Genomic DNA, 15,787 nt, shown 5'->3' with positions numbered 1-15,787 from the left:
CTTATACTGATAACTTAGATAGTCGAATTGTATATAGTATCATCCATAACATTAACAGTAATCCTCCTGGCATTGCGAGCAATATTGCTACGCTTTCAACGCCAAAATTAAAGTTAATCAGAATTATATAAATTAACATGAAAACACTTCCGACTATACCTATCCAAGCATTCAATGTTCCAAACACTCCACTTTTCAACATAACCATTGACATTAATAAATTTGCTATCGTGGGTATGAAAAAACCTAGGAAAATTGCAGGACTTCCATGGCTCCCCTGTGCAAGTAATGCCTCGCCAGCTGCTGAATATAATAGCCTCTGAGAGTCATTATTGGTATTAAAATATTTTTCACTTAATTCGAACATCGATAATGCAACATTAGCTGACACCATAATACTGGTTCCAAATATGAAAAGGATGAAGGCAAATAAACTAAAAGCATAGTATTTCTGCCTCTGGGCAAAGAATAATGCAAAGTATGACGGTATTAATAGTATTTGTACGATTATGTTCAATAAATCGAGATTATATAAACCCAAAAACCAATTTGAGTGTAATTCATTAAATCTCTCAACAGCTGTTTGAGGTAACTTTAAGATATTCCTACCATTAGCGATTCCTAGGACAATATCAATGAATATTCCAAGGAGTGCAATCAGTGTAAAAAAAGCTCCAAGTGATAATATACTTTTGTTTTCCTCATTGGTTGGAATATTATCTTTCATTCTATTCTTTTTAGGATCCATGTCCCTTTGTCTTTGGCCGAATGAGACAGGCTTTAGATATCGAAACTACTTAAGCCTCATGATAAGCCTTTTCGAGTATAGCTATCTCAAGTTTTACCATTTTCATCATGGCATCCATTACAGCTTTGACTTTTCTATGATTAGGGTCGTTAATAAGTTCCATAAAACGTCTGGGTACGATTTGCCAAGTTATACCGAATTGATCGGTAATCCAGCCACATTGTAATGGTTTTGCACCCGCGGTGATTAGTTTATTCCAATACTCGTCAACTTCTTCTTGATCCCCGCAGTCGACAAAAAGTGAAAACCCATTTGAAAACTCGAAATATGAACCTCCGTTGTATCCCATAAAAAATTGACCGCCGATGACGAATTCCGCTGAGGTAATTGGGCCATCATTGCCAGTACGAGCGATGTTTTTTATTTCTGAATCAGGGAACGTTGAAGTATAGAACGCTATTGCTGCTTCAAGTTGATCATTAAACATGAGGAAAGGTGTAATTTTAGACATAAATCGACTCCTTTTATTCCTTTTTTACACACAATAATTGCCAAGAAATTATCAGACCTCGTTTTATAAGAGACTCCATTTACTGCATTCATTAAATCTCTAAGAATATCATTTAAACAGGTTTGCTCGATATATTTTAATTCATCCTTGTCTGATGGTCCTTCTACACTTTCAACACCATGCCTATTCTCTATTAAATAAATCGCATCTTCAAAGATTACTCTTATTATCTTTTGTCGTAACATCTAACGAAAATGAAATATAATCAATGTCTCCTACAATGCTTACCGAACAAATCCATCTTATTGCATTGATATTTTACGTTGGAAACTATCCCTTTTCCTTCTTCGGAGATAAAGACACGCAAAAGCTAAAAAGAAAGAAGTGTAATATTTTCAGCCTTTGTTTTTTTATAAGGACTAATTAAGTCCGCAAACTATTTTCAATTTAGGTATGGTGAAATTTTTGAGGTTATTTCGCATAACGACCAAGGGTTATCCGACGTTGGCGTCTCTGAGCCTCCGAAGGAGACGTTAGAGTCAGGCACGATCTTTTGCAACAGCAAAAGGCGTGACTGAGCCAATGTGCCGAAGGCCAAGCGAGAGGGTCGCGTAAGCGATCCCCGAAGCGCAGCGATAAGCCGATAGTTAGGCGAAGTGGCCTGCTGGCAGCTCGAATTCTCCTTCGATTTCTGCATATAACAAAGCAGTTGTAGAACCGAATGAGAGCACAAACCTTATTTAGGTTCGAGGTTTGAGATATCGAGATTCGCCCCCTCTAAGGCGTAAAGGTGTCCGGTGCCATGTAGCGTTATACGTTTTTTTCCGATGACCCATGAGAATGAGTATTGAGCATAGTCACCTGTTATAATATAATACATGGTCCGCGAAGGGCTTTTTGCTTTGATTTCTTGCATTTCTAACTGACTGACTTTATTACTTTGTGAGATTAGCTCTCTTGCTCGATTTATCGAGATCTCTATTGGCTCCTGTTTGTGCACCTGTCGTGCCTGCCCACAACAAGTGAATAGCAACAATAGGCAATATAAACCACATTTCGATTTTCTATTAAAGCCATTATGGACGAACGATAGGATAGCAATTAACATGAGTAACCCTGAGATAGGAAGAATTAATTGGAGCTGCCAAGCCATTGCGCCTAACGACCAAGGTGTTCCGACGTTTGCGATGGCACGAGTTTGCAAATGCAAACGAAGTGACTGAAGCAAATGTGGCGTAGCCCGAGCTGTGAGTCACGTTAGCGAGCTCCGAGCGGAGCAGAAGCACAGACAGTTAGCCACGTGCTTGCCCTAATTTGAATAGATTTCTTTCTTATCTAATACTTTCAGAATCCTTTTATCTAATGTCCAAAGTCGAAGTTTCTTACTTCTAACTTCATTAATAAGAACTGAATCAATTAGTCCGATACCTTTATCGATACGTTTACTTTCAAACGAAAGTTTACCTGCTGATAAAAAGCTGCCATCTGAAGTTAAGGTATTAAGATTTTCCCAATACTCTAAAATAAAGGATACTTCAGTCTTATTTTTGCATCCTTGGAGTAGTTCACCAAAAACAACTTCATGAACTATTACTTCCGAAGATTCTATTAGCTCTTTCAATTCACCGAAATACGGTTCATTTCCCCTAAAGAATTCGATCCATACCGATGTATCTACTAAGATCATCTATTTCGGTTCAAACCTCGTATATTTTCCCCGGAAAAGCCTTCCCGGAACAAAAGTGGTGATTTATGTAGCTTAGCATTTAAATTCCTTATTTTGGCCTGTTTTAGCCATTCGGAGAGTGCCTTCTGAAGAGAGTCAGTTATGTTCTTACCTCCAGAATACTTTTGAACTTCAGCAATTAAATCATCTGGTAATATCGCAGTCACTTTCATACGATACATTATACGATATTTATTCGTATTTTCAAGTATTTAATTAAGAATTCTTCGAATAATTTTACCAGCTTCTCCACTCCTAATAATATTCATTAAACGGAAAAATTTGGCACGCATGTCCGACTAACGACCAAGGGTTATCGACGTTGGCGAGCTGAGCAAAGCGAAGACAGGCACGAGAATTGCCCTGCAAGGCGAGTGACTGAGCCAATGTGGCAAAGCCCAAGCGAGAGTTGCGAAGCAAGCTCGAAGCGAAGCGGAACGCCATAGCCGATAGTTAGACGTCGTAACTGATTATCTAAACGAATTTCTAATAATATCTATAGGGTAGCAAAACAGATGAGTTGTCACTGTATGCAAAAGAGACCGTCCCAGATTTGAGTATAGCATGAATAGGACATCCTTTTGTTTTCGATAAAGGAAGATCGCTCTCATTTACACCAAACCAAGAATTCTTACGAACTCGATAATTGACCTGTTTCGACTTTTTGTTACATTCTGCAACAATTTGAATTTTATCTTTTTCCAGTTTAATTTCAGTAAAAACTATGTCGTCATTATCTGGAGTAGAATAAGTCGTATAATCTACTAATTTATCGATCTTCCATAACACGAAATTATAAGCTGAATGTCTTTCTATGAAGTCGGCAGCTCCTCCGGTATAGTCTATAATTTCCAAGGTATCTTTATTTATCCAGTCGATGGCTAAAAGATGGCTATTCAGAAAGCAATATTTTTCTTTATTTTGAAACGTCATAAGAAGCTTGCTTCCTTTATATATTTTAGCAGCACAACATTCTCCATGAAAGATACTCTGGCTTTCATCATTTTCACAGGTTTGTTCTGGCTTAGAAGCAATTAAATCATATCTCATTCCTGACGATTGCAGAGCGAAACTCTTTCTTACTATTGGACCAGATGGTATATTTGAAATTTCCTGAATTGGTTGCTGTTTTAAGCAAGATGGAAGCAAAACTAATAATAGTAAGAGCATTCCTAATAATTTTGTCTTTTTCATTTTTCCTCGTATAATATAATTTTAGTTATGACGTCTAACGACCAAGGCTTGACGACGTTTGCGATGGCACGAGTTTGCTCATGCAAACGAAGTGACAGAAGCAAATGTGCCGCAGGCCAAGCGAGAGTCGCGCAAGGGATCTCGAAGCGAAGCGTCAGAGCCAATAGTTATGCGAAGTTGCCGTCACTTTACGAATTTTTTAAGAATTAGAATATTCAAAATTCCCAAAGAACTATTAAATTTCTGGCAACATAATCAAAAACATTCAGTCTAGAAATGCTTTTCGGTTCTTAAAAACTATTTTTCCACAATACATATTATAAATTTTATCGATTTGGTATATTCGGCATTTTTTGTCATTTAAGTGTTCATATATGAATTTCGTTTTAACATCTAAATCTTGATTCTGAATTAATTCCATTTCGGTTAGAAAAACTTCTTCTTTAATAGTTTTGAATGAACCGCTAATCAAAATAACAACATCAGAACATCCATCAATTATTTCGAATTTCTTCTTTAAAAAATCAAAAACCAAGACAGTACAAGGCTGGCCTGCTAAGTCCCACTTCGGATTATCTGTAGTATTCGAAAGGTTAACCTTTGGCCATGAATTTATAGAAAAGGAAATAAAAAATATTAAAAGGGCAATTGCTAATTTATTATTCATATTTTATTTTCACACAATAAAATTGCAATTTCGCATAACGACCAAGGTGCTCCGACGTTTGCGATGGCACGAGTTTGCTTATGCAAACGAAGTGACTGAAGCAAATGTGGCGTAGCCCGAGCGAGTGAGTCGCGTAAACGATCTCCGAGCGGAGCGGAAGCACCGATAGTTAGTCGCCGTAAAGGTTTTATTCAAAAGCAATTAGTCATTTTCATTTTTTTTATTCGTTCAATTACATCGAAAAAATATGTAGAGTAAGCAAGACTGTAGCTTAAATCTCCTCCAACATTTATTCCAAACAGCTTATAGCGAATATTCCCTTTATCGATAATCGGAATCCATAACCCAGATCCAGAAATCCCAAATGGCTTAGGAACAAATGCCATAGAGGAATTATTGCGAATTTCTCTATTGTTATATTTTAAAGCAATGTTGTATGTCTTATTGAGGCCTGCCAAAGAGTAAATATTTTTTCTATCATGTGATTTAATATGATAAATTAAAGCCTCCGCTTCGGCTTCCTTATTTTTACGATCAACTTCATTAGAATTTATAGGATACCCAAATATTAAATATTCGCTTTTTACTAATTTATCTAGTAAATATATATCGTTCAGCGTTAGAAATCTATATTCATTGAAGGCGAACTCGTCTCCTTGGGGAATTGGCAAAATAGAAGTATCAAATGTATCCTTTTCGGATCCCGGCTCGATGTTAGAGTCTGATAAATGAAGTAATGATTCTTTTTTGATATAATATTCTGAATCGAATGATGGAACAAAATATAGCTTATTTTCTCGAAAAACATGAGAGCATGATACTAAAATTAATGAATCTCTGTATTTTATTAATATACTCGATGCAGCAGGTATTGGAGCGCCCTTTTCTCGAGTGTAAATTGGAATAGTTGCTCCAAGCAATAAATCGAATCTTTTATCTAATTTATTTATTGAGTCCAAAAAAGGTATATCCTTTATGGCGACTAACGACCAAGGCTTGACGACGTTTCGCGAGAGCGAAGCACTTGGCGCGAGGCTTGCTTCGCAAGACGAGTGACAAAGCGAAATGTGCCGAAGGCCAAGCGAGGATGCGTAGCATTCCGAAGCGATGCGTCAGAGCCGATAGTTAGACGCTGAAGCCCTGCTAAACGATAAAGTTTAAATAATTAACTTTCTCAGTTCCTGTGCTATACTTTCCATAGGGATACCACCCGAAGCTACACCAATGGTTAAGTTATAGAGTGTTTCTTCAGGATCATTCAATTCTATTTCATTCAAATCTAAAAAGACTAAAGATACCGCTAGCGCGACTCGCTTATTCCCATCATTAAATGGATGATTTTTACAAAGATAGAATAAATAAGCAGACGCTTTATCCAGGAGTTCTTTATGAAATTCCTGGTCTCCAAATCCTCCCAAAGGTTGAGCAATGGCAGATTCAAGAAGACCTATATCCCGAATTCCATGGGATCCTCCATATTCATCTATCTGATTGGCATGAATATATAAAACTTCTTCGAGAGTTAAATATCGAACGGCAGAATTGCTCATTCAGCAAGGCGCTTCAATGTTTTACTATGCTTTTTGTTAATCTTACTTAAAGAAGTTTCTAATCTCTTATCAAGCGGAGTTATAATTAAACTTTTACCATCAGTTTTAATATCTAGCGAAGTTTCTGAAGTAATACTTAAAAGTTCAAGAATGGGCTTTTCGATTATTAAAGCTGAACTATTACCATGTTGTATAAGTTTTTTAATCATAAAAATTCCCGTAACAATAAAGTATATACAATAGTATTACTCAGTCAAGGAGTATTTTTAGGGCTTTTGCGTATAACGACCAAGGTGTTCCGACGTTTCGCGATGGCACGAGTTTGCTTATGCAAACGAAGTAACTGAAGCAAATGTGGCGAAGCCCGAGCGAGTGAGTCGCGCAAGCGATCTCCGAGCGGAGCGGAAGCACCGATAGTTAGGCAGCAGTATCGCTCCTAACACATTGCACCCAAGCCCTACTCTGAAAAATCAACTAATAGAGTAAAAGCCAAATTACTGACTAATTCACCTTTCAGAATATAAAGTAGCGAACCCTTTTCGCAGGATCCGACGGAAGATATATCCAAGTAGTTCTGATAAATTCAAACATTCGATTGAGTCTTTCAGTTTACTATATAAGGCAAGAAAAGGGTGAAAAGCGACCTAACCTAAAATCAAATTCCACTCATATTTTAGGAAATGATTAACGCTTACTAAATTCAAAAATACAAAATCGCGATATTGCGCCTAACGACCAAGGTGTTCCGACGTTTGCGATGGCACGAGTTTGCTTATGCAAACGAAGTGACTGAAGCAAATGTGGCGTAGCCCGAGCGAGTGAGTCGCGTTAGCGAGCTCCGAGCGGAGCGGAAGCACCGATAGTTAGGCGTAGTTTTTGATCATTGACTGAAAGTGTAGCCCATGAAAGCTACAAGATGTCTACGTAATGCCTCCTCAAAGCGAGACTTACCAGCTATACTATCTTCATAGAATAAAACTCGATAAGGAGAAACATCAAATGGTAATCCAGTTCCTTTCTTAGCAAGTAAGATTGTTGGTTTATTTAAGGCATGAGCATATCCAAGTTCATAAAAAACATTAGGATTTCTCTCTGTTATTTCAGCTATGACTAAGAATGATTCTTCAATACTTTCTATAATATCATCCAATATTAAGCCATTATTGTAAATTTCATCTGCTTTTATCGTTTCAATTTTAAACTCATTGCAAACGTTTTTGATAACCTCTCTATATACTTCCTGGTAAGGCTCGGAAAATTGCATTACAACAAAAGCCTTTGCTGATATAGAATCTAATTTATAATTTTTAAAAGTAACTTTGCCATGCCCCGATGCCCAAAGACCTAACTGACTTGGTACTAAAGGTGCTTCTAATGTTGCTTGGCAGACCTTTACGTTATCTACGGAAAAATTAATTTTAGAACCGATTACGTTCACTTTCACATTATATGAATATTTGTTTTTTATAGCGCTTAGTCCATTTTGTGCAAGTATTGTCCAAGTTTGCCCATTAAACTCTCGAATATTAAAAGTTGCTGGAGATTGCGCTGTACCCAATATCCCTGCGTTTAACATTGCTTTAGTTTCAGCATCATAAGCGATAATTAGTTCAGCACCGGAATTCTCATCAAATTTCTCAAATTCAATATCAACTTCAATGGAACCATTATTGAATGTTTTATCCGAAATAATATTGCCTATCGCCGGACCTCTCAAAGTACCAAGATAAGTCATTTCACCACCAGCAAACACGAACCCTGTTTCTGTAATATCGAATTGACCAATAATAGGTATCCATTTCATATTATTATCCATAGTTTAAGGTATCAAAAATTACGCCTAACGACCAAGGCTTGACGACGTTTCGCGAGTGCAAAGCACTTGGCGCGAGACTTGCCACCGCAAGGCGAGTGACAAAGCGAAATGTGGCGTAGCCCGAGCGAGAGTGCGTAAGCATCTCGAAGCGAAGCGTCAGAGCCGATAGTTAGACGCCTGTAACGCGCCACTGCGCCACGGATGGCGCTCTGAGGATCCCCTTTCTCCTAATTTTCTTTAAAATTCACGTTGACTACAAATATATGTATAGTATATTGCTACCATACATATGTCGTCAATCGACTTCGAATGGGATTCCGCTAAAAACTCTTCTAATAAAAAGAAACATGGCATTTCTTTTGAAGAAGCAAAATCAGTATTTTACGATGAAAATGCTAGGATTATTAATGATCCTGATCATTCTGATAAAGAAGAAAGATTTATCATTCTTGGATTTAGTCATAAACTGAATTTACTTATGGTTTCCCATTGCTACAGATCTTCAAAAGACACCATTCGAATTATTTCTGCACGAAAAGCTACTAAATCTGAATCTAAACAATACGAGGCATTTTTATGAGAAAAGAATATGATTTTTCAAAATCAAAGAAAAACCCTTACTTAAAGAAACTTAAAAAGCCTATTACTATCAGAGTTGATGTTGATACAATAGGCTATTTCAAAGGATTATCAGATAAAACTGGTATTCCTTATCAAAATCTAATTAATTTATATTTAGCAGAATGCGCCTCGAAGCATAAAAAAATTGATCTTTCCTGGAAGTGAATTTCCAAAAGCAAGCCGGACAAGGATGTCCGGCATTCAATTCAAGCGTTATGGCGCCTAACGACCAAGGTGTTCCGACGTTTGCAATGGCGCGAGTTTGCTCTGCAAACGAAGTGACAGAAGCAAATGTGGCGTAGCCCAAGCAAGGGTCGCGAAGCGATCCCGAGGCGCAGCGGAAGCACCGATAGTTAGACGACGTTTTTATTCATCTATAAAGTAAATGGCTACTTGGAGCAAAATAAATTAAGGAAGCACCATAACATTGATAAATTCATCGTTGTTAAAACTTATAGACATTTCAATTGTGAAGCTTGAGTCCTTCTTACATATTTTACAATGCAACTTTTGGGGTATTTGCTCAACATTTACTTCCCCTTTCTCCCTGGAATACACTTTATCTAAACAAGACTGAAGAGAAAGATTCAAATAATCTATTTGAGTTAAATCTATTCTATAATAAGTTCCGGTACTTTTACCATGCAGTGTTTGAAAGTCGCCGCCCATTCCGCTTTCAAACATTTTAATCTCAATACCAGGTAAATTGCAAAAAGGACAATTAATAGAACAGTTAGCGATAGGTAGTTTCTGCAAAGTCATCATATCTCTCGGCTTTAATAATTACTATTTCTTATTTTATCTATAACAGTCAAAAGATTGCCCTCTCCTATTCAAATTCAGTAATATATCTATTCTTTCAAAGCATAGATATTAAAAATGTCGTCTAACGACCAAGGCTTGACGACGTTTTGCGACGGCATGAGCTTGCGCATGCAAGCGGAATGACGGAAACAAAATGTGCCGAAGGCCGAGCGAGAGTGCGTAGCATCTCGAAGCGAAGCGTCAGAGCCGATAGTTATGCGAAGTTGGGCAATGAACTCAGCCCGTTCTTGGGAGTGTTTGAATACTATCCAATTTAAGCTTTAGCTTTTCTTTCTGTTTCCTTATTTCCAAATCATTTTGAAGATTTATCCAAAATTTATCGGACATACCGAAAAACTTAGCTAATCTCAATGACATATCTACTGTGATTTTACGCTTATCATGTAAAATTTCCAACACTGTAGAAGTCGAAACATGTAGTTCTTTTGCAAGTCTATATGGTGTTACCTCAAGTGGACCCAAAAACTCCTCTCTAAGGATTTGAGAGACTGTTGGTGTTGGAATTCTCTTCGTTTTCATAATAAGTCTCCTCAATGGTAATCAACTATAGACACATCAAAGCAATTTCCATCAGAGAATTTAAATGTAATTCTCCACTGGTCATTTATCCTGATAGAACAATAATTCCGTAAGTTACCTTTTAAATGTTCAAATCTATTAGCTGGCGGACTTTTTAGATCTTCTTCTTTTTCGGCATTTTCCAAGATGAGAAGTTTGATTAAAGCCCTACTCTGTATCTCCGGAGGTATTTTCTTTGAGAATTCTTGATGGAAAATCCTTTCAGTTTCTTTATCTCCGAAAGATTTAATCATTTATCCATATATTTGCGAAACAGATATATCTGTCAATCGGATATATTCCTATATTTTGCTTTTAAAGGGAAGTTTTTGCCCAATTTCGCATAACGACCAAGCCTAGCCGACGTTCGCGACGGCACGAACTTGCGTAAGCAAGTGAGTGACGGAAGCGAATGTGCCGTAAGGCCGGAGCGAGGGTGCGAAGCAGCCCGAAGCGCAGCGGCTGAGGCGAAAGTTATGCGAAGTAACCATGTATATTAAGAATTATGGCGATTCTACCAAAATGGATGTTCCGCATTCAGAAAGGAATACCGAACGAAAGAAACAGTAAATGCAAATAAATATGCAAATATAAACGTCTCGAATTCAATCCTAAGAATAGCAAGTTTCTTACGCCAATTTCCTAAAAAGCAAATTGTAAGCGCAACTATGATCGGCACCGCCAATAAATTTGCGATTTGTAAATGCGGATTTTTAAGCAGAATTTTCGGAAATGCTAACATACTCGCATAACCGACTATTGACCCGAGAATAATGTATCCAATTGCAGAAAAGAAAGATTCAGCGAATTTCGATCCTCTCAACGATCGCATTATACTTTGGGCAATTAAGTTACCTACTGTTTCAACAAATACCTCAACTATAATCTCAATAATAATTTCCATACTGTCTTTTTTAATCTTATAATTGCATTCAACGAAAAAAATCCATGATTAAAAAATCAATTTCATGGTTATTTCGCATAACGACCAAGGCTTGACGACGTTTCGCAAGTCCGTAAGGACTTGGCACGAGACTTGCCCCGCAAGGCGAGTGACAAAGCGAAACGTGCCGGAGGCCAAGCGAGAGTGCGAAGCATCTCGAAGCGAAGCGTCAGAGCCGATAGTTAGGCGTAGTAGCCAATGCTCAGACTAATCGCAAGCCCAATTCTCTTCTGGAAAAGCATTTCTTATTTCAGTCGTCTCGACATTAGACCTTGAATGGATTGTTTCCTTATTTGAGAAATCTTGCGGGTAAAATTGAAAGATTTCAGTTACTAATTCCGGTGAAGTAATTATTATATTCGGGCAACTGCTCTCTTCAAAGCTCTCCCCTTCCCATAAAAGTTTCTTTTTTTTATCGCCAAAAACAATTTTCAAATATTTTATTAGGGGCCCTGTATTTGTACTATGGTGCGAATAATTTTCTTTCACCGAAGGACGCACTGTATAAGCTACATAGACTATAAAATCAGGCTCTCGATTTTCTTCTTTAAAACCCATTTTCTTCAATTTATATAATACAACTTTAGCTAAAAATTCAGCTTTAATGTCATCTGTATCATATAAAATCTTAAACTTTCCAGTCCTTGGCGATATAACGCTTTTACTATTAGATAATGTTATTACATTTGCTGCGCAGTTTGCGAATGCCAAAAACAAACTTAAGGTGATAACATTCCTAAAGATTTTTTTCATAGTCCATTTTCTTTGGCTATTACGCCTAACGACCAAGGTGTTCCGACGTTTGCAATGGCACGAGTTTGCGCATGCAAACGAAGTGACTGAAGCAAATGTGGCGTAGCCCGAGCGAGTGAGTCGCGCAAGCGAACTCCGAGCGGAGCGGAAGCACCGATAGTTAGGCGCAGTATCGCTCCTAACACACTGCACCCAAGTCCTACTCTGTAAAATCATCTAATAAAGTAAAAGTCAATTACTGACCAATTCACTTTCAGAATATAAAGTAGCGAACCCTTTTCGCAGGATCCAACGGAAGATATATCAAGTAGTTCTGATGGATTCAAACATTCTGTAGAGCTTTTCAGTTTACCATATAAGGCAAGAAAAGGGTGAAAAGCGGCCTGACCTAAAATCAAATTCCACTCTCATTTTATGGTCTGATTAACGCTTACTAAATTCAAAAATACAAAATCGCGATATTGCGCCTAACGACCAAGGCTTGACGACGTTTCGCATGTGCGCAAGCACTTGGCGCGAGGCTTGCTAATGCAAGACGAGTGACAAAGCGAAATGTGCCGAAGGCCAAGCGAGAGTTGCGTAGCAATCTCGAAGCGCAGCGTCAGAGCCGATAGTTAGCCGCCGTTTTTATTTTATTAAAGAAACTAGATTTCTTTAGATATTTCTTCCAAGCGGCGCCTATCTCGTTCAGATAAACTTTCTTGGCCATGTTTGTATACCTGATCTAGTATTTTATCTAAATCTAATACAATGGCTTCTTGTCGTACTGAAATTCGACGCTCTTTAATTTTTTTAAAGATCCTACCAATATCGAAACCATTGAAACCTTTTCTATAAAAATAATGGCAAATTAATAAGATGTTAAATCCACTTAAGCCTAAAGCGAGTAAGTATCTTTGTCCTACATTTTCATAACTTAGAAGAGTAATGAAAATAATTCCAACTATTGCTCCCCCAAGGTGAGCATCGTGACCAATATTCCCTTTTTTCATTTGCATACCTATATAAGAGATGCTAAGAAAAAGATAAGCATATACCCAGTCTGGTATTTCAATCGCTAACGGTATGTATAAAATAATTGAGAATGGACTGGAAGACAAAATTGAAGCAAAAACTAATCCAGAAATCCCACCAGAGGCACCTACGGCTTGATAATCAGGGTTTCTTTGATTATTTATTAGTCCGAATATTGATCCACCAATTACTGAACTGAAATATACCAATAAAAGTTTCAAAATTCCTTGTTCTTTTTCAAAGTCGAAAGCGAACAATGCAAAGGAGGCCATATTGAAAATTAAATGAGGCCAGTCTGCGTGGACAAAGGCAGAGCTTATAATTCTATAATATTGCTTTCGAAAAAGGACTCCTTCAGAACTGAGTAGATATTTATCTATAAATTTATTAGATACAATACCCTTATAAGACCCGTAAAGAGTAGTTACAAAAATTAAAATGGATAGAAATGGGATTTTTTCCGGAATATTCATCTAGCAAGTCAAACTTAATAAAATACGGAAGAATTCTCAGACTTCCTATATACCATATCCAATAAAAGAAAATAACAGACAATTTTTAAAAATGGCGGCTAACGACCAAGGCTTGGCGACGTTTCGCGAGTGCGTAAGCACTTGGCCCGAGACTTGCCACTGCAAGGCGAGTGACAAAGCGAAATGTGCCGAAGGCCGAGCGCGAGTTGCGTAGCAATCTCGAAGCGAAGCGTCAGAGCCGATAGTTAGGCGAAGTGTGGGGCTTGATAGTTACCGTTCTGTCAATTTACCGGTTACATACTGATGCAATATACTCGAAACTAAAGTCTGATAAGGAATCCCAACTTCCAATGCTTTGGTTTTCAATAATTGAATATCTTTGCCTGCTATCCTGATATTCATTCTCTTATCTTTCAATAGAGTATTCTTCGCAGCCGATTTGAATTTTTTTAAATATTGAGCTTTATTATCAACCGGTTTCCATTCATTTCGCTCGATAGAAGATTCCAAATCTTTCTCTTCTTGGCTAAGTTTATATTTCATAAATTTGCCTCCGGCAGATATATACTAGTGTATTTCCTTGATGGGTATGCTGTTTTAAAGAAAAAAGTATCCTTATTTTCAATTGTAGGAACCACCCAAGCATAACTATCAATTTCTACAATTATGATGATTTGATTAGGATATTTCTTCATATTCGGATGCTTTAAGATATCTAAGATTGACCCTGATTCAATCTCAACAACTACCCTTTCAAAGCTTATATTTCGCTCAGTTTTTAGAGTTTCGTTCTTCTGATTATCCCAATCAAAGATCACCTATCTAGGATATTAGACGTGTGCCTAATGTCAATACAAAGATTTTAGCCGAAATATTGCAAAATTCACTAAAATAATCTCAAAACTAAAAGCTATCGATATGAAATAGAAGTTCTTATAAAGTGAAATTTTGCCCCACATTTCGCCTAACGACCAAGGGTTATCGACGTTGGCGTCTCTGAGTCTCCGAAGGAGACGTTAGAGTCAGGCACGATCTTTTGCAATAGCAAAAGATCGTGCCTGAAGCCAATGTGCCGAAGGCCAAGCGAGTGGGTCGCGAAAGCGATCCCCGAAGCGCAGCGATAAGCCGATAGTTAGACGGCGTGCCATTATAATAACAAAAGCAATTAAAGTATTACTCTCTTATTAGCTATAATTGCAGATAAATACGAATCAATCTCTTGATCTAGGAAATCATGCATTGCAGTGAATGAGTCGAGATATTTCGATCCATCGACTCTTCCAGATCTATACTCCAGCTTATGCTGAACAAGGAGTTCATTAATTTCATCACGAGCCCGCATAACTTTCTCAAATGATTCAAGAAGCTCTGGGAAATATAATCTCAATAGCATTTGGACCTTATGAGGATCATATTTAGCTTCGGATAATTCCCTTATTATTTCGTCATTTGCTTGGTCATAAGTAATTTTATTTTGAAGAAGAGAATAATAGACAAAAAAACTACTATTTAATCCGTTCAAGTATTTACTTGATTGAAGATATAATTCCTCATAATGAGCTTGTATAGATTTTTTCTTCTCTTTCTTTTCTTCGAAAGAATATTGTAACTTCAAACGATTATTATTACTTATATTATTAATAAATGTCACCATTAAGCTAATAATTGATCCAAAACCAACTAATAGCAATTGCTCTAACAGTTTTTCGTTCATATATTTATACCAAAGTAAATTTGAATGGCATGACGTCTAACGACCAAGGTGTTCCGACGTTTGCGATGGCACGAGTTTGCTGATGCAAACGAAGTGACAGAAGCAAATGTGCCGAAGGCCAAGCAAGGGTTGCGTAGCAATCCCGCAGCGCCGCGGAAGCACCGATAGTTATCCGAAGTCGCCTGATTACGCAGGAATCAACTTAAATTGCCGCTACCCTGCTATAATTACGGGCAAAACTAACCTCAAGGCAAAAGTTATAATCAAGCACCTACAGCTTCATCAAAAAAAATCTAAAATACAATTTAAGGCACTAACATCGATAAAATACTACGACTACGAAAATTTTATCCAGAGCTTAATTCACTAAATCAGATGGGCATCAAAACAGTTCCAATTCTGTAACAGCGAAAATGCAGCTAAACCTAATCACCGTAATTTTTTTATTAATATCCTTTTGGCGATTGCGGATAACGACCAAGGCTTGACGACGTTTCGCGAGTACGAAGCACTTGGCGCGAGACTTGCCACCGCAAGGCGAGTGACAAAGCGAAATGTGGCGTAGCCCAAGCGAGAGTCGCGCAGCGATCTCGAAGCGAAGCGTCAGAGCCGATAGTTAGCCGCAGTGGTTTTACTTAGTTTCTTTGCACTTTGTATCGGAATATAAACCCGCT

20 protein-coding genes are annotated in these 15,787 nt (G+C 37.6%); 2 read left to right on the top strand and 18 right to left on the bottom strand.

Annotated features, from left to right (window positions below; genetic code table 11):
* Position 1: 1 nt before the first annotated feature.
* The 10 genes from EHO65_RS07000 to EHO65_RS06955 all read right to left on the bottom strand — a co-directional run bounded on the left by EHO65_RS07000 (position 2) and on the right by EHO65_RS06955 (position 8,200).
* A complete protein-coding gene (locus tag EHO65_RS07000; RefSeq protein WP_135773425.1) occupies positions 2-748 on the bottom strand; it encodes a hypothetical protein in 747 nt (248 codons plus the stop codon).
* 49 nt (positions 749-797) lie between these two features.
* Complete coding sequence (locus EHO65_RS06995) at positions 798-1,259, bottom strand: VOC family protein (protein WP_135773424.1); 462 nt, start codon at positions 1,257-1,259, stop codon at positions 798-800.
* A gap of 1,309 nt (positions 1,260-2,568) precedes the next feature.
* Positions 2,569-2,946 carry a PIN domain-containing protein gene (locus EHO65_RS06990; RefSeq protein WP_135773423.1) on the bottom strand — a complete coding sequence of 126 codons (378 nt, stop codon included), beginning with the start codon at positions 2,944-2,946 and terminating at the stop codon, positions 2,569-2,571.
* Positions 2,943-3,158, bottom strand: coding sequence for a DUF2191 domain-containing protein (locus EHO65_RS06985; RefSeq protein ID WP_135773422.1), 216 nt, complete (start codon positions 3,156-3,158; stop codon positions 2,943-2,945). The genes EHO65_RS06990 and EHO65_RS06985 overlap by 4 nt, the downstream gene beginning before the upstream one ends.
* Before the next feature lie 313 nt (positions 3,159-3,471).
* A complete protein-coding gene (locus EHO65_RS06980; RefSeq protein WP_135773421.1) occupies positions 3,472-4,179 on the bottom strand; it encodes a hypothetical protein in 708 nt (235 codons plus the stop codon).
* A gap of 265 nt (positions 4,180-4,444) precedes the next feature.
* Positions 4,445-4,846 (bottom strand): hypothetical protein, encoded by a 402-nt coding sequence (locus EHO65_RS06975; protein WP_135773420.1) that lies wholly within the window; start codon positions 4,844-4,846, stop codon positions 4,445-4,447.
* A 191-nt stretch (positions 4,847-5,037) separates the two neighbouring features.
* Positions 5,038-5,805 (bottom strand): hypothetical protein, encoded by a 768-nt coding sequence (locus EHO65_RS06970; RefSeq protein WP_135773419.1) that lies wholly within the window; start codon positions 5,803-5,805, stop codon positions 5,038-5,040.
* Between the two features lie 198 nt (positions 5,806-6,003).
* Positions 6,004-6,396, bottom strand: a complete 393-nt coding sequence (locus tag EHO65_RS06965) for a type II toxin-antitoxin system death-on-curing family toxin (protein WP_135773418.1) — start codon at positions 6,394-6,396, stop codon at positions 6,004-6,006.
* Positions 6,393-6,605, bottom strand: coding sequence for an AbrB/MazE/SpoVT family DNA-binding domain-containing protein (locus tag EHO65_RS06960; RefSeq protein ID WP_135773417.1), 213 nt, complete (start codon positions 6,603-6,605; stop codon positions 6,393-6,395). The genes EHO65_RS06965 and EHO65_RS06960 overlap by 4 nt, the downstream gene beginning before the upstream one ends.
* A 671-nt stretch (positions 6,606-7,276) precedes the next feature.
* Complete coding sequence (locus EHO65_RS06955; RefSeq protein ID WP_135773416.1) at positions 7,277-8,200, bottom strand: TIR domain-containing protein; 924 nt, start codon at positions 8,198-8,200, stop codon at positions 7,277-7,279.
* A 301-nt stretch (positions 8,201-8,501) separates the two neighbouring features.
* Here EHO65_RS06955 and EHO65_RS06950 point away from each other — a divergent pair, with 301 nt between their 5' ends.
* Positions 8,502-8,792, top strand: a complete 291-nt coding sequence (locus tag EHO65_RS06950; RefSeq protein WP_135773415.1) for a BrnT family toxin — start codon at positions 8,502-8,504, stop codon at positions 8,790-8,792.
* Entirely contained in the window at positions 8,789-8,998 is a 210-nt protein-coding gene (locus EHO65_RS06945; RefSeq protein WP_100708323.1) for a CopG family antitoxin, read from the top strand. The genes EHO65_RS06950 and EHO65_RS06945 overlap by 4 nt, the downstream gene beginning before the upstream one ends.
* 243 nt (positions 8,999-9,241) lie before the next feature.
* Here the strand turns inward: EHO65_RS06945 and EHO65_RS06940 are convergent, their stop codons facing one another.
* The 8 genes from EHO65_RS06940 to EHO65_RS06905 form a co-directional block, all read right to left on the bottom strand.
* Positions 9,242-9,598, bottom strand: coding sequence for a hypothetical protein (locus EHO65_RS06940; RefSeq protein ID WP_135773414.1), 357 nt, complete (start codon positions 9,596-9,598; stop codon positions 9,242-9,244).
* A gap of 276 nt (positions 9,599-9,874) precedes the next feature.
* Positions 9,875-10,177 carry a HigA family addiction module antitoxin gene (locus tag EHO65_RS06935; RefSeq protein ID WP_135773413.1) on the bottom strand — a complete coding sequence of 101 codons (303 nt, stop codon included), beginning with the start codon at positions 10,175-10,177 and terminating at the stop codon, positions 9,875-9,877.
* Between the two features lie 11 nt (positions 10,178-10,188).
* Positions 10,189-10,470 carry a type II toxin-antitoxin system RelE/ParE family toxin gene (locus tag EHO65_RS06930; RefSeq protein WP_135773412.1) on the bottom strand — a complete coding sequence of 94 codons (282 nt, stop codon included), beginning with the start codon at positions 10,468-10,470 and terminating at the stop codon, positions 10,189-10,191.
* Between the two features lie 896 nt (positions 10,471-11,366).
* Positions 11,367-11,912, bottom strand: a complete 546-nt coding sequence (locus EHO65_RS06925; protein ID WP_135773411.1) for a hypothetical protein — start codon at positions 11,910-11,912, stop codon at positions 11,367-11,369.
* A 644-nt stretch (positions 11,913-12,556) separates the two neighbouring features.
* The gene (locus EHO65_RS06920) at positions 12,557-13,399 is read right to left on the bottom strand and encodes a rhomboid family protein (RefSeq protein WP_135773410.1); all 843 of its coding nucleotides are present in this window, start codon (positions 13,397-13,399) and stop codon (positions 12,557-12,559) included.
* Between the two features lie 270 nt (positions 13,400-13,669).
* On the bottom strand, positions 13,670-13,942 hold the full coding sequence (locus EHO65_RS06915; protein ID WP_100725284.1) for an antitoxin: 273 nt from the start codon (positions 13,940-13,942) through the stop codon (positions 13,670-13,672).
* Positions 13,939-14,217: a toxin gene (locus EHO65_RS20025; RefSeq protein WP_135773409.1), complete on the bottom strand. Its 279-nt coding sequence runs from the start codon at positions 14,215-14,217 to the stop codon at positions 13,939-13,941. The genes EHO65_RS06915 and EHO65_RS20025 overlap by 4 nt, the downstream gene beginning before the upstream one ends.
* Positions 14,218-14,564: 347 nt before the next feature.
* Positions 14,565-15,113: a hypothetical protein gene (locus EHO65_RS06905; RefSeq protein WP_135773408.1), complete on the bottom strand. Its 549-nt coding sequence runs from the start codon at positions 15,111-15,113 to the stop codon at positions 14,565-14,567.
* Between the last annotated feature and the right edge of the window lie 674 nt (positions 15,114-15,787).

The organism is Leptospira andrefontaineae (assembly GCF_004770105.1).
Classification (GTDB): domain Bacteria; phylum Spirochaetota; class Leptospiria; order Leptospirales; family Leptospiraceae; genus Leptospira_B; species Leptospira_B andrefontaineae.
Note: the sequence above shows the minus strand (reverse complement) of the source record. Positions and strands in the feature narration are given on the sequence as shown.